Origin of the sequence: Streptomyces sp. CC228A (assembly GCF_021390935.1) — a bacterium.
Classification (GTDB): Bacteria; Actinomycetota; Actinomycetes; order Streptomycetales; family Streptomycetaceae; genus Streptomyces.
Window position 1 is genome coordinate 242,512 of record NZ_JAJPUI010000007.1, and the last position, 14,364, is coordinate 256,875.

Sequence of the window (14,364 nt, forward strand, 5' to 3'; positions counted from 1 at the left end):
CAGACAGGCAGAGACAGCCACCATGACCCTCGATCTGGCCAACCCCGACCTCTACACCACCGACGCCCGCTTCGGCATGTGGCAGGACTACGTCCGGGCGGACGCGAAGGTCTGGAGCGATCCGGGCCTCTCCCCGTCCGGTTTCTGGTCGGTGTTCTCCCACCGCGACGTGTCCGCCGTCCTCTCCCCGAAGGCGCCCTTCACCTCCGAGCACGGCATGATGATCGGCTTCGACGCCGAGCACCCCGACAACTCCGGGGGCCGGATGCTGGTGGTGAGCGAGGGCGGCTGGCACACCCTGCTCAAGCGGCTCATCGGCCCGTTCCTCTCCCGGCTGCGCGCCCCCGAACTGCAGTCGGTGCTGCACCGGGAGGTCCGGGACATCGTCGACCGGCTGCGGTCGGAGGATGCCCCCGACATCGCGCTGGGCATCGGCCCGCGGCTCCCCGCGGCGATCGTCTGCGAGGTCATCGGCGTGCCGCTCAGCGAGCGGGAGCACCTGATCGAGCTGACCAACCACGCCTTCGGCGGTGAAGAGAGCAGCTTCGACCGGATGACACCGGCCGAGGCGCACACGGAGATCCTCTTCTACTTCCACGAGTTGATCGAGCGGCGCCGCCGGCAGCCCGGCTCCGACCTGGTCAGCGCCCTGCTCGAAGACGGCCGGCTCAGCACGGAGGACGTGCTGATCAACTGCGACAACGTGCTCATCGGCGGCAACGAGACCACCCGGCACTCGATCACCGGCGTCTTCCACGCCTTCCAGGCGTTCCCCGGCACCCTGGACGCGCTGCACGCCGACCCGGACCTCGCCGGGCCGGCCGTGGAGGAGGTGGTCCGCTGGACGTCCCCGGCGGCGCACGTTCTGCGGGTCGCCACGGAGGACTGCGAGATCGGCGGCCAGGAAGTCCTCAAGGGGCAGCCGGTCGTGGCGTGGCTGTCCGCCGCCAACCGCGACGAGCGGCTCTTCCCCGACCCGCACCGCTTCGTCCCGGGCCGCTCCCCCAACCGCCACCTCGGGTTCGGCACCGGCCCGCACCACTGTCTCGGCGCCGCTCTGGCCCGTCTCGAACTCCGGGCGCTGCTACAGGAGTTGGCGGCCGAGGCACGAGGGGTGGAACTGGCCGGGGAAGTGCGCTGGATGCGCTCCAACCTGGTGCAGGGCTACAGCAGCCTCAAGGTCTCCCTGGACTGGCGCTGATCCGTCACGCCTTCCTATGATCTTGATCGACCACTGGGGGGAGCCCTCGTCGTGCTGGAACTGCGCCTCAGCGTTGAGGACCTGGCTCGTGTACGCGTCATCGGCACCCTGGGCATGGCGTTCGAGGCGCACATGGCCTGGGCGCGGCTGGGGGAGCAGCGCCGCGACGCGCTGACCGAATGGCGCCGGGCGGCCCGCCACCGGCTGCGCCGGGTCTCCGCGGCGCAGCCGGTGGCGGAGCCCTCCACGTCCCTGCTGGAGAGCCTGACGTCGCCGGTGCCGCGCGACACGGACCCGTTCCCCGCGGTGGCCGTGGAGCCGTTCTGGGACCGCATCCAGCGATTACTGATGGCGGAGCGCGACGCCGCCGGGCGGGCGATGCTCACCGGCGGGATGGAGCAGGTCCTCAACAGCCGGCACGCAGCGATCCGGTGGGAGGCCCCGGTGCTGCGCGTCGAGAACGCGCAGCCGTCCCGGCGTGCCGCCCTGGGCGGACGCGGCATGACGCTCGCCCCGTCGCTGTTCGCCCCGCACCCCCTCCTGATCGACGCCCGCGCGGGTTGGCACGGCCTGCCCATCCTGGTGTACGGCGTCACGCCGGACCCGGACACGGCCGCCTCGCTGTGGCAGGGCGGCGAGGGGGAACCTGCCCTGCACGCCCTGCTGGGCCGGACCCGGGCCAACGTCCTGGCGGCGCTGCGGGAGACCGGCTCGACCGGTCAGGTGGCCGACCGCCTGCGGATTTCGAGCCCCTCCGCCAGCAAACACCTCACGGTCCTGCGCCGCGCCGGATTCGTGACCACGGAACGCCAGCAGAACCTGGCGGTGCACAGCCTCACCCCGCTGGGCGAGGCCATCCTCGGCTGAAGATCGGACTTCTGCATGCCTGCTTCCTCCCCCTCCTCCTGCCTGACCCGCCACACCCGGCCCGACCGCCCCGCTCGCCGCCTGGTCTGCTTCCCCCACGCGGGCGGCGCGGCGAGCTTCTACCGCCCCTGGGCCCGGTACGCGGACCCCGGGACGGAGCTGCTGGCCGTGCAGTACCCGGGCCGCGAGAACCGGTTCCGGGAGCCGCTGGTCCCGACGATGGACCCGCTGGCGTCGGCCGTCGCCGGCGAGCTGCTGTCCCTGCCGCCGCTGCCCACGGTGTTCTTCGGCCACAGCATGGGCGCGGCTGTCGCGTACGAGACGCTCCTGCGGCTCGAAGGGGCGGGCACCACCCATGTCACCCGCCTGTGTGTCTCCGGCCGGTCCCCCGACGGCGCCGCCGGGCCGGCCGTGCGGACGGACGACGAGGTCGTCGAGGCGGTCAGGGCCCTGGGCGGCACCCACGCGGCGGTGTGGGACGACCCGGACATGCGCGAGCTGCTCCTGCCCGTCATCCGCAACGACTACCGCCTGATCGACGGCTACCGCCGCCCGGCGGACGCTCCCCTGCTGCTCGCCGACGTCCACGCCCTGACGGGCGACCGCGACCCGCAGGTCACCCCCGAGGAGGCGGCGGGCTGGAGCGCCGTGACCTCGGGCTCGTTCCGTCTGACCGTGCTGGAGGGCGACCACTTCTACCTGGTGCCGGCGGCCGAGCGCGTGGCCCGGGCCGCCATGGAAACGGCGCCGCCCCTTCCGGTTTAGCGGCATGCCCGCGGTCGGGACAGCCCGCCGAGAAAGTCGGTGGTTGCCTGTGATGTCCTGAGACGCACGGAACCGGAACCTTGTCGTATGACGCGAAACCGGACCGCAGTGATCCTGTTCCTGCTGCTGCTCTGCGCGGGCTCCCTGAGCGCCGGCACGCTCCCGCCCCCCGGGGAGCGCGCCCTGCGGGCCGCGGAGCGCGACGCCCACCCGCTGCGCACCACCGACCCGGACGGCGGCCTGGACGACCTGCGGCCCCTCGGACGCATGGTGGGCGACGCGAAGGTGCTGGGGCTGGGCGAGGCGACGCACAGCTCGCACGAGTTCTTCACCCTGAAGCACCGCGTCCTGCGCTACCTGGTGGAGCAGGAAGGCTTCCGCACCTTCGCGCTGGAGGCGGGCTGGAGCAGCGGCCTGCGGCTGGACGCGTACGTGCGGACCGGCCGCGGCGACCCGCGGCGCATCATGCGGGAGGAGTTCCAGGACACGTACGCGTGGTGGAACACGCGGGAGTACCTCGCCCTCGTCGAGTGGATGCGCGCGTACAACGTCCGGCACCCGGACGACCCGGTGCGGTTCATGGGCGACGACTTCGCGTACGCGGGGCCGGAGCTGTACGACGCGGTGCTCCGGTACGCCGCCCGGCACCTGCCCGACCTGCACCCGCGGCTGACCGCGCTGTACCGGGGGCTGCGGCCCGCCGCTCCGGCGGGCACGTACATGAAGGCGTACCTGGCCCGGCCCCTGGCCGAGCGCCGCGCGATGGCCGTCCGCGCGGAGGCGGCGCTGTCCCTGCTCGCCCGGCAGCCGGTCCCCGCGGGCACGACGAAGGACGCCCACGCCTGGATGGTGCAGCACGCGCGTGCCCTCGCGCAGACCGCCCGCGGGTATGCGTTCGACTTCGACGACCCGGACCAGCTCAGGGCGTCCATGGGCTACCGCGACCGGCTGATGGCGGACAACATCGCCTGGTGGCAGGCGCGTACGGGCCACAAGGTCCTGCTGTCGGCGCACAACAGCCATGTCTCCTACCGCACCTCCGACCCGCGCTACCCGCGCATGCAGGGCGCGTTCCTGCGGGAGCGGCTGGGCGAGGACTACGTGAGCGCCGCCGTGACGTTCGGCGCCGGCTCCTTCAACGCGACCGGCCCCGACGGCACGGCCCGGGTCCACACCGTGGGAGCCCCGCCGCGGCACAGCACCGAACGCTTCCTCGACCGGGTACGCCCCGGCGACTACCTCCTGGACCTGCGCACGTCCCCACCCGCGGCCCGCACCTGGCTGCACACCCCCCGCCCCACCCGCAGCATCGGCACCTCCTACCCGGAGCGCCTCCACGACATCGCCCCCGTGGCCTCCCACGACCTCCTGATCCACCTGCACCACGTCACCCCGGCCCGCCTCCTGGCGCCCCCGGGCTGACCGCCGCACCCGGCCCGGGGGGAGCCTCCCGCCCGGGGGCCCAGCGGCCTCCACGAGGCCGCCAGAGCGTCACGTCCGCGGGGGCCCCGAAGGTGGCGACCCGCCCGGAACACCGCAGACGGGTGCTGTCCGCTGCGGTGGAAGCCGCCCTCCGACCAGGTGTCGCAACGGTCAGGAGGGCGGCGTTCCCTTGCGGACAGCGCATCGGCCCGGACCTCGGATGCACGTCCGCCCCGGCGGTCGGGTCAGGCCGGGTCGCCGTACTGGAGGCCGCGTCCGTTGGTGCCGACGTAGACACGGCCGTAGGTGTCGGGGTCGCCGGTGATGACGCCGACGCCGCCGATCGCTCCCCACTGGTGGGTGTCGTCGTTGACGCGGAGCCAGGTGGCGCCCTGGTCGGTGGAGCGGAAGACGCCGGTGACGCCGTTGACGGTGCCGATCAGATAGAGGGCCTGGTAGGAGGCACCGGGTGCGGCCTTGCCGAAGCCGACGGCGGAGGCGGACTGCACCGTGCTGAGCGTGGTGAAGGTGCGGCCGCCGTCGGTGGAGTGCAGGAGCCCCTTGGCGCCGCCGGCGATCCACAGGTCCCCGGCGACGCCGGGGACGGCCACGAGGCGGCCGGCGGGCAGGTTCCTGGCACGGGGGGTGAAGGTGGCGCCACCGTCGGTGCTGGCGTGGAGCGTGCCTCCGGACAGGGAGTAGAACGTCCTGGCCGAGGAGCGGTCGGCGACGACGGCGGCGTCGGTGCTCAGGCCGCTGACCTTCGACCAGCTCGCCCCCTTGTCGGTCGAGCGGTACGGGGCCTGGCCGGCCTGGGTCCAGACGATGGCGGAGCCGTCCGCGGCGAGCGCGACACGGCCGTCCTGGGCGCGGGCCACCGGCTCCGCCGTGAAGCCGCGCCAGCTGCGGCCGCCGTCGGTGGAGTAGGCGCCGTCCTGCGCGCCGCCGCGGCCGACCCGGACCATGACCGAGGGGTCGGACTGGGCGAAGTCGATGTCGGTGCTGTTGGTCATCATCGGGTTGCCCAACCGCCCGGCGGGCACCTTGGTCAGGTCCTCGTGGCGGAAGCCCCCCTGGTCGCCCATCGCGGTGATCACGGCGGCACCGCCGGGCGGGGCGATCGCGTCCATCAGCGCGGTCTCCTCCAGGCCGCGGGCGCCGACGGTCCAGTGGCTGGTGCCGCCGCTGTCGGTGGCGTCGGCGTCCTCGCTGCGCCAGATGCCGTTGCCGGTGCCGTACAGCACATGCCCGGAGTCGAAGGGGTCGATGGCGAGGGCGGTCATCCAGTGCCCGGTGTGGGTGCCGATGTACGGAGCGGCGGAGGCGTCGCGCACCGACTTCCCGGCCAGCGCCTTCCAGGTCGTGCCGCCGTCGGTGCTGCGGTAGACCTCGTCCTCCGGCCACCAGCGGCCGAGGGTGGTGACCATCACCGCGGACGGCTTGCGCGGATCGACGGCCAGGCCGGAGAAGCCGTAGGCGCCCCGGGACGGGGAGATCTCCTTCCACGCCCCGCCGGCCGGGCGGTACTTCCACACCGAGCCGGCCGTCACGCCGTTGGGTCCCAGGTTGTCGGTGTACGACAGGTACAGCGAACCGTCCGCGGAGACCACCCCGTGCTGCGGCAGTTGGCCGGTGGGCTGCCCGGGGACGGCGTGCCAGGTGCTGCCGCCGTCGGTGGAGCGGTACAGGGAGGTGGACTTGTCGGCGACGCCGACGTAGACCGTCTTGCTGCCGGCCGGGCCGTACGTCACGAAGGAGATGCCCGCACCGCTGCTCGCCCCGCCCTTGACGGGGAAGGAGGAGACCTGCCGCCAGGTCACGCTGTAGTCGGTGCTGCGCCACAGGCCGTTCTTGCGGGTGCCCAGCAGCAGGGTGCGGTGGTCGGAGGGGTCGATCACGAGCCGCTCCCCCGCCCCGCGGCCGTCCTCGTTGGCGCCCAGCTTGAAGGGCAGATCAGTGCGCTCGAAGGTGCGGCCCCGGTCGGTGGAGCGCAGGATCGCGCCGTTGCCCGCCCAGTTGTTGGTGTAAGTGCCCGCTGCGAGGTAGAGCCGCTTGGGGTCGACAGGGTCGGTGGCCAGCGAGTCGATGCCCAGCAGGTTCCAGTCCTTCTCGCCGATCCAGTCGGTCAGCGGTAGCCACTGCTCGGCCCCGGTGTCCCAGCGGTACGCGCCACCCATGTCGGTCCGCGCATACAGCAGGCCCTTCTCGCGCGGATTGAACACCAGTCCGGTGACGTAACCGCCGCCCACCACCTCGGCGTTCTTCCACGTATACGGTCCGGCCGCGGCCGTCTGCGCCTCGGCCACCTTCACCAGCCTCCACTGCTGGTTGGTGCCGCCGTGGCCCGGATACTGGATGACCCCCGCGCCCTGGGCCGTGGTGTTTCCGGAGACGTCCAGGACCAGGCCGCTCCTGCGGGAGGTGAAGGTGACGGCGCCGGAGCCGCCCACCTCGTCGATCCGCCACTCCTGGGAAGCGGAGGAGCTGTCGGTCTGCTGCTCGGCTGCAGCCGACCGGGCGGTCGAGTCGCCCGCTATGCCCAGTACTTTGCCGCTGTTGCGGTTCACCAGCTCGTAGTAGCCGTCCCCGGCGTCCTTGAGCCGCCACTGCTGGTTGGCCGTGTTCTGGTCGGTGTACTGCTGGATACGGGTGCCGTCGGCGGTGGAGAAGCTCTTGACGTCCATCACCTTGCCGCTGCGCACCGAGACCAGCCGGTAGTAGGCGTTGCCGTCGACTGTCGCGGCCTGCGAGTCGTCCTGGGTGAACAGGAGGTACGGCACGGCGGCGCCGGGCACCGCGAGCAGCAGGGCGGTGGCGCTCCAGCGGCGGCGGTGCCGTCCGCGGCGCCGGCCGCGGGTGGGGTTGTTCATGGGGTGTGCTCCTTGCGTGTCACCGTGGATCGGCGCTCAGCGCGCCGCACGGTTGGGTGGGACCGTGGACCGGGCGGCTCAGCGCCGCAGGGTGAGGACTCCCGGCCGGTACGGCAGCCGGTCGTAGGGTCCGCCTGCCTGCGGGGACTTGCCCTGGTAGAGGAACTGCAGGTTGCACGGGTCGATGGTCATCGTCTGATCGGGACCGGTGCGGATCAGATCACCGTGGCTGATGTCGTCGGTCCAGGTGGCGCCGCTGTTGGCCTTGCCCGCGAAGGGGTTGCCCTCGGTGGCGGCCTGCGGGGTCCACGCACCGCTCAGGCTCGTGGCCGTGAAGGACCGGAAGTAGCGCTGCTCGTGCGCGCCGCGGGCCTCGACGATCATGAGGTACTGGTTCCGGCCCTGGACCTTGTAGACCTGCGGCGCCTCGAACAGGTTCTTGACCGTGTCGCTCATGACCGTCGTGTACGACGAGCCGAAGTTGCCCGGGAAGTTCCCGATCGGCATGGTCGCCCGGTAGATCTTGCCGTTGTCCCCGGCGAAGAACAGGTACATGTTCTTCTCGTCGCCGATCAGGGTCTGGTCGATCGGGCCGGTGCGGGAGTCGGGGAGGGTGCCGGTGAACAGCGGCCGCGGCGCGGACCAGCCGTCGGGGTCGGTGGGGTCGCTCGACGTGCGGTAGCTGAAGGGCGAAGCTCCCCACTGGTACGCCAGCACCCAGATCTTCTTGGGCGCGAAGTAGAACAGCGTGGGGGCCACCGCGTTCTGCTTCATCCGGGTCTGTCGGGCCGACGCCATGTCCGGCCAGTCGGTGAAGGGGGTGAACGCCATCGAGCCGTAGGAGGTCCCGGACGCGGTGGACCCGTAGACCAGGTGCTTGCCGCCCACCGTCACGTGGGTGAAGTCCTTCAGCGCGGCCCACCCGTTCGACGGCTGCGCGAGCGGACCCGTCGACGTCCACTTGTACGTCGAGGGAAGGGCACACGCGGTGCCGCCGCCCGAGCCGGACGGGACCGTCCACTTCTGGTTGCCGACGGACGCGCAGGTGTACAGCTGGATCGTGGTGCCGTTCGCGGTGGCCGCGCCGACCGCGTCGAGGCACAGGCCGGACTGGACGCCGGTGACCGTGCCGTCCGCGTGGACGTCCCACTTCTGGTTGGCGCCGCCGTTGCAGTCCCAGACGACCACCGGGGTGCCGTTGGTCGTGCCCTTGCTCTTGGCGTCCAGGCACTTGTTCCCGTGGATCCGCAGCTCCTTGGCGGCGGTGCGGGTCCAGCGCTGGTCGGCCTGTCCGCTGCAGTCCCACAGCTGCGCCCGGGCGCCGTTGGCCGCGGCGGAGCCGGGTGTGTCGAGGCAGCGGCCGGAGGCCGCGCCCCTGATCTCCCCGGCACCGTCGGCCGGTCGGGTCGGGGTGGTGCCCCGGCCGGAGTCGAGGGCGTTCACGACGGCGGTGTACGCGGGCTTGGGCCTGCCGCTGCCGTCGAACAGCAGGGGTTTCTCGTCGCTGCGCCAGGAGTCGCTGTCGCGGACCCCCCACACGGTGATGCCGGTGCACCGGGCCACCGACAGGCAGGCGTTGACCGCGTTCGCGTAGTGGGTGGGTGATGCCTGGGCGATGTCCAGCTCGGTGATCTGGACGTCGACGCCGAGAGCGGCGAAGTTGGCGAGGGTGGTTCTGAAGCTCGCCGGCGGGCCGCCGGCGCCGAAGTGGCTCTGCAGGCCGACGCAGTCGATGGGCACGCCGCGGGACGTGAAGTCCTTGACCATGCGGTAGACGCCCTGCGTCTTGGCGTCCGACCAGTTCTCGATGTTGTAGTCGTTGTAGCAGAGCTTGGCCGAGGGGTCGGCGGCGCGGGCGGTGCGGAACGCCTCCTCGACGAAGCCTCGCCGAGGACCTTCCGGAAGACCGAGTCGCGGAGCCCGCCGCTGCCGCCGTCGGCGAACGCCTCGTTGACCACGTCCCAGGCGTAGACCTTGCCCTTGTAGTGGGACATCAGTGTGGTGATGTGGTGGTTCATCACGCTGCGCAGCGTGCCTGCGTCGCGGATGGCGTCAACCCAGGCGGGGAGCTGCGCGTGCCAGACCGCGGTGTGGCCGCGCAGGCGTTGGCCTCGTTCCAGGGCTCGGTTGACGATCCGGTCCGCGGGGCCGAACCGGAAGGTGCCGCGGGACGGCTCTACGGCGTCCCACTTCATCTCGTTCTCCGGGGTGACCATGGTGAATTCCCGGTCCGCGAGCGCGGTGTACGCCGGGTCGCCGAGCCGGCCCGCGGCCACAGCGGTACCGAAGTACCTGCCCGAGGGGGCCGCCTGGGTACCCAGGCCCGCGGCTCCGGCGGAGCTCGGCAGGAACGTCAGGACACCGGCCACCAGCGCCGTGGCGGACAGCCCTGTCGTCAGTGCCCAGCGACGCCGGGGCAGGCGGTGCAGGCCCTTCATGATTCTCCTCGGAGGCCGCGGGTGGTTCCGGGTGCCGTGATCGTGCGCGCGTCGGCCAGGGCGGCCCGGTCAGCGAGGCAGGTCGCGTGCGGGACGCGTATCCGTTCCCGCGCACCGGTCGCCGTGGGACCGGCGGTGTGTCGGGTCATGGGAGGGGCTTTCTCCAGGGGACGGGTCGTGGGGGTGCCGGGTGGCCCGCCGCATCGATGCGTCATGGTCAGCGGCGGGAAAGGCAGCCCAGAAGTGGAGGCTTGGCGACCCGCGGTCCCGTAACGGAAAAGTGGCGCCGCCCGGGCGATTGCTTCGGTGATGCATCTCGCAGGCGGAAAGCGTTATGCCCGGCCCCGCGATCTGGTCGCCCCTCCTGGAGGGCGCACCGCACCGCAGTCGGTGGCGGACACGTGCTCAGCGCGAGGCAGCGTTCGACGGCATGCGGGCAGGAGCCGGGTCCGGAACCTCCACCCGGCTCACCGCCGGGTGGAGGGAAGCGCGGCGCGGGACCGCCGCGTACCGCGGCGGCACCTCTCTCGCCGTGCGGCCCGGTCCGCGGCCCGCACTGGACGAGGAGCGGCTCTCAGGCCCGGGGCCCGCGGATGAGGAACGAAGCCTGGCCGGCCATGGCCCGCGTACCGTCGAAGCCGTCGAGCCAGATGCCACCGTCGCGGTGGCGGATGACCGAGCCGGGGTAGTTGTGCGCGTGCAGGGTCACGGACCCGGCAGCCGCCCCGGGGCGCGGGCAGAACGTGGCGTCCTCCCGGAACAGTTCGCTGCCGTCGTCGGTGCTCAGCCGCAGCCGCAGGTAGTGGTGGCGAAGGTAACGGCCGTCCGCGGCGCGGAAGGTGACGCACCGGGTGTCGGCCAGCCCGCTGACGACCGTGAAGGTGACCCGTCGCCGCGCCGGCTCGCCGCTGGACGAGGAGAGGGGGCCGAGCGCCGCGAAGTCGCCGTCATACGTGACGAACAGGCCGGGCCGGTCCGCGGATTCCAGGGACCGCGCGCCCAGCGGGACAGTGCCAGTGGCGGCGGACGGGCCCGCCGGGGACGGTGCGGCCGGGGGTGCGGTGGGCGGGGTCGTGGGCGACGGGACCGGCGTGGGAGTGCCGACCGGGGGCGTACCGCCCGAGGGGGCAGGGCCCGTGGGAGCGGCGGTGACGCCGGGCTGCCTTGGCGCCGGCTCGGGCCAGGTCGCGTACGTGGCCGCCCCGGCGATGAGCACCGCGCCGGCGGCGAGGCCCGCCACGGGATGGGCGGTCACCGCCTGGAGCTTGCCGAGCAGTGAGCCGTGCAGACCGCCTCCCCGCCGACGCGCCGGCGGCGACGGGCGCCGCGGCCAGCCCGGCAGCGCTCGCGGACGCACCCGACAGCAGGCCCTTGGCGGTCAGTGCGGCGACGAGCGCGGCGGGGACGGCCAGCGGCGCGACGCCGAGGAGCAGGAGTTCGGCCGGAACCCGCTGCGCCCTCGTCGCCGTGCAGGCCGGGCAGTCGCGGGTGTGCCGCGCGATGCGCTTGCGCCACACTGACGTACGCGAACCGTCCCAACCGGCGAGGGCCTCGTCCAGCCGCGGGCAGCGCGGGTCCGCATCCAGCGCGGCGACGACCGTGCGGCTCAGGTCCAGCTGCTCACGCATGCGCTGCACCCGCACTCCGGCATGGGCGACGCTGAGCCCCATCGCGTCCGCGATGTCCTGACGGCTCAGCAGGCCGGCGCACTCCTGCCACCACAGCGACAGCAGCATCCGGTGGTCCGGGTCGAGCCACCGGCCGGCTTCGACCACCTGACGGCGTTCGTCCGACATGTGCAGGCGCAGGATGGTCACGTCCTCCAGCGCGGCGCCGGCGTTCGGCACCCGGAGGGCCTCGTCGATGACCGTCGTCCGGTCGGCGAGGGTGCGCTGCCGGTGCCAGTGGGTGTTGATCTGGCGGAGCGTGATGGACACCAGCCAGGAGCGGAAGCTCTCCGGGGCACGCAGGGCGGGCAGGTCGCGCACCGCGCGCAGCAGGACCTCCTGGACGACGTCGTCCACGTCGGCATGTCCGCTGAGCGCTCGTCCGACGATGTTGTAGAGCAGCGGCAGGTACGCGGCGATCAGCTTCTCGCGCGCCCGGTCGTCACCGGCCTGCGCCGCGCCGACCAGCTTCACGTGGTCCGCGTCCATGAGCCCCCTTCCCACCCCTTCAGGGGAGCGATCCGCCGAGTACGGCGGCATACCTTAGCGTCGGCGAAGGCACACGGCCCAAGTCCCTGGGCGCGCCTCCAGCACGAAGCCGCCCTCCGGCCGGGATGCCGTACCGGTCAGGAAGGGCGGCCGCACACTGCTGATAGCACGTCAGGCCACGCGTCGAGCGCGCGTCACATGCGTGAGGACAGCGTCACGGTACCACCCGTGGCACATCCGGCACGCTGGGCAAAGCCGCAGGTCAGCGATGTCCGAGGAGGCAAGACGGACGCAAGGTCGAGGTGTGTGCGTGCGCGATGGGCGTCACGCGCGATCTCTGACGCACCGCGGAGTTCCGTCCAGGCTCCGCACCGATCCGGGACCCTCCACCCGGCGGCCCGTAACCGGTGGCCGGTGGCGGTGGCCGGTGGTGGGGAACCCCTCGCAGAGGCACGCTTCAGCGCACACGGCGCTCTTCGAGGGGCGCCGCGTGGACGATCTCGTCGCCGACGTGCGGCAGGTGCGGGGTGTGGTTGACCAGGCGGGCGGAGTTGCCGACCACTGCGATGCTGCTCGTGTTGTGGAGCAGGGCGGCGAGGACCGGGTTCATGGAGCCGCCGGCCCCCGCGAGGAGGCCGAGCAGGTTGACGCCGATGGCGAGGCCGTAGTTCTGGCGAACGACGCGAAGGGTGTGGCGGCTGAGTTCGACGACCGCGGGGACCTGGCGGAGGTCGTTGCCGGCGAGGGCGATGTCGGCGGTCTCCAGGGCCACGTGCGAGGAGTGTTCGCCCATCGTGATCCCGACGTCGGCCAGGGCAAGCGCCGGGGCGTCGTTGGTGCCGTCGCCGACCATGGCGACGATGTGGCCTTCGGTCTGGAGGTCGCGGATCAGCTGGAGCTTGACCTCCGGCAGGGCGTGGGCGTGGACCTCGGTGATGCCCAGTGCGTCGGCCACCACCTGGGCGGTCTCGGGGGCGTCGCCGGTGAGCAGGACGAGTCGCTGGACGCCGAGGTCGCGGAGCTGCCGTATGACGGTGTCGGCGCCCGCGCGTACGGCGTCGGAGACGCCGAGCAGTCCGATGAGGTCGGCGTCGTGGGCCAGGCAGATGACGGTCTCGCCGCCCCGGCGGAGGCGGTCGGTCCAGTCCTGTGCGGCATCGGTGAGCTCGATGCCGTGCCGGCGCAGCAGGGCGGGGCTGCCCACCAGGAGTCGGGTGCCGTCGAGTTCGGCGCGCATGCCCATGCCGAGGACGACCTCGCACGCCTGGTGGAGGGGGACGTGCAGGCGCTGTTCCTCGGTGTGGGCGACGATGGCCTGGGCCAGGGGGTGGCGCGCGTGGAGCTCGCCGGACGCGGCCAGGCTCAGCACTTCGTCGGCACCGAAGCGTTCGCTGAGGGTGACCACGCTGGTGACCAGGGGCTTGCCGAAGGTGAGGGTGCCGGTCTTGTCGAAGACCACGGCGGTGACCCGGCCGACGCCTTCGAGGTGGGTGCCGCCCTTGATGAGGGTGCCGCGGCGGGCGCCGTTGCCGATGGCGGCGCTGATGGCGGTCGGAGTGGCCAGGCCGGCGGCGCAGGGGCAGGCGACGAGCAGCATGGTCATCGCCCGGCGCGCGTCGCGGGTGACCGCGTACGTGAGGGCGGCCAAGGCGAAGGAGACGGGGACGAAGCGCTGGGTGAAGCGGGTGGCGACGGTCTGGATGGGGGCCCGGTCGGTCTGGGCCTCCTCAACCCGGGTGATGATCCGGCCGACCGTCGTGTCGCGTCCGACGGAGTCGGCACGGACGGTCAGGGAGCCGGAGGTGACGATGGTGCCGGCGTAGACGTGGGCGCCCTCGCGGGCGTACACGGGCAGCGCCTCGCCGGTGACGGCGGCCTGGTCGACCAGGGCCTCGCCGCCTGTCACATGGCCGTCGACGGGAATGCGGTGGTGCTCGTACACGGCGACGGTGTCACCGGGCTCCAGCTGTTCGAGGGGCACCTCGACCTCGACGCCTTCCTCCCGGACCAGCCAGACCCGCTCCTCGCCGATGGTGAGCAGGTCCTCGATGGCGCGGCGGGTGCGGCGCAGGGTGAGGCTCTGGAGGAACTCGCCGATGTTGAGCAGCCACAGGACGGTGAGAGCGACGACGTTCTCCCGCAGGACCAGGGAGATGACCGTCGCGGCGGTGACCAGGGTGTCCGTCCCGGGACTGCTCCGGCCACGCAGGGTGCGCAGGGCACCCCGGAAGAACGGCAGACCGGTGAAGACGGTGATCGCGCCGAGGAAGCCGGAGCGGCCGACGCCGAGCCGGGGCCGGGCGAGCAGCCGGCGCAGCGCCACGACGGCGAGGACGGCCCCGCCGACCACGAGCCGGGCGACTTCTCCGGTGGAGGAGTCCGGTGCGGACCGGGTGGGCTTCGCGGGCGCCGAGGGCGCCGGGGCTTCCTCAAGGGCGCTGACCAGGGCATCGACGTCGAGGTCGGTGGGCGCCATCCAGATGACGACGCTGCCGGTACGGGGGAAGACGCGCAGGGCGCGGAAGCCGGAGAGGCCGGTGAGCCGTTCGTCGACGAGGCCGGCGCAGCCGGGACGGTCGCGCAGCCACGACACGGTCAGCCGGACTCGCCCCGTCGCGACCGAGCGGACGAGTACCGCGGACATG

At 72.7% G+C, this 14,364-nt stretch carries 8 protein-coding genes and 1 pseudogene; 4 read left to right on the plus strand and 5 right to left on the minus strand.

Features of this window, described 5'->3' with window-relative positions:
- Positions 1-22 precede the first annotated feature (22 nt).
- From L6E17_RS21020 to L6E17_RS21035, 4 genes are all read left to right on the plus strand, one after another.
- Positions 23-1,201, plus strand: a complete 1,179-nt coding sequence (locus L6E17_RS21020) for a cytochrome P450 (protein WP_236242295.1) — start codon at positions 23-25, stop codon at positions 1,199-1,201.
- 51 nt (positions 1,202-1,252) lie between these two features.
- Positions 1,253-2,068 (plus strand): winged helix-turn-helix domain-containing protein, encoded by an 816-nt coding sequence (locus tag L6E17_RS21025; protein WP_236242296.1) that lies wholly within the window; start codon positions 1,253-1,255, stop codon positions 2,066-2,068.
- 15 nt (positions 2,069-2,083) lie between these two features.
- The gene (locus tag L6E17_RS21030; RefSeq protein WP_236242297.1) at positions 2,084-2,833 is read left to right on the plus strand and encodes a thioesterase II family protein; all 750 of its coding nucleotides are present in this window, start codon (positions 2,084-2,086) and stop codon (positions 2,831-2,833) included.
- A gap of 87 nt (positions 2,834-2,920) precedes the next feature.
- Positions 2,921-4,255, plus strand: a complete 1,335-nt coding sequence (locus L6E17_RS21035) for an erythromycin esterase family protein (RefSeq protein WP_236242298.1) — start codon at positions 2,921-2,923, stop codon at positions 4,253-4,255.
- Between the two features lie 245 nt (positions 4,256-4,500).
- Here L6E17_RS21035 and L6E17_RS21040 read toward each other — a convergent pair whose 3' ends face one another.
- The 5 genes and pseudogenes from L6E17_RS21040 to L6E17_RS21060 form a co-directional block, all read right to left on the minus strand.
- Positions 4,501-7,125: an RICIN domain-containing protein gene (locus L6E17_RS21040; RefSeq protein WP_236242299.1), complete on the minus strand. Its 2,625-nt coding sequence runs from the start codon at positions 7,123-7,125 to the stop codon at positions 4,501-4,503.
- Between the two features lie 78 nt (positions 7,126-7,203).
- Positions 7,204-9,563, minus strand: a pseudogene (locus L6E17_RS21045) (non-reducing end alpha-L-arabinofuranosidase family hydrolase).
- Between the two features lie 574 nt (positions 9,564-10,137).
- Positions 10,138-10,566 (minus strand): AbfB domain-containing protein, encoded by a 429-nt coding sequence (locus L6E17_RS21050; protein ID WP_236242479.1) that lies wholly within the window; start codon positions 10,564-10,566, stop codon positions 10,138-10,140.
- On the minus strand, positions 10,511-11,719 hold the full coding sequence (locus L6E17_RS21055) for an RNA polymerase sigma factor (protein WP_236242300.1): 1,209 nt from the start codon (positions 11,717-11,719) through the stop codon (positions 10,511-10,513). Before L6E17_RS21055 ends, L6E17_RS21050 begins: the two co-directional genes overlap by 56 nt.
- 457 nt (positions 11,720-12,176) lie before the next feature.
- Entirely contained in the window at positions 12,177-14,363 is a 2,187-nt protein-coding gene (locus L6E17_RS21060) for a cation-translocating P-type ATPase (RefSeq protein ID WP_236242301.1), read from the minus strand.
- Between the last annotated feature and the right edge of the window lies 1 nt (position 14,364).

Bases quoted from the DNA above. Each gene is read 5' to 3' on its own strand.
- L6E17_RS21020 (WP_236242295.1), top strand. From the start codon at position 23: ATGACCCTCGATCTGGCCAACCCCGACCTCTACACCACCGACGCCCGC.
- L6E17_RS21030 (WP_236242297.1), top strand. From the start codon at position 2,084: ATGCCTGCTTCCTCCCCCTCCTCCTGCCTGACCCGCCACACCCGGCCC.
- L6E17_RS21035 (WP_236242298.1), top strand. From the start codon at position 2,921: ATGACGCGAAACCGGACCGCAGTGATCCTGTTCCTGCTGCTGCTCTGC.
- L6E17_RS21040 (WP_236242299.1), bottom strand. From the start codon at position 7,125: ATGAACAACCCCACCCGCGGCCGGCGCCGCGGACGGCACCGCCGCCGC.
- L6E17_RS21055 (WP_236242300.1), bottom strand. From the start codon at position 11,719: ATGGACGCGGACCACGTGAAGCTGGTCGGCGCGGCGCAGGCCGGTGAC.
- L6E17_RS21060 (WP_236242301.1), bottom strand. From the start codon at position 14,363: ATGTCCGCGGTACTCGTCCGCTCGGTCGCGACGGGGCGAGTCCGGCTG.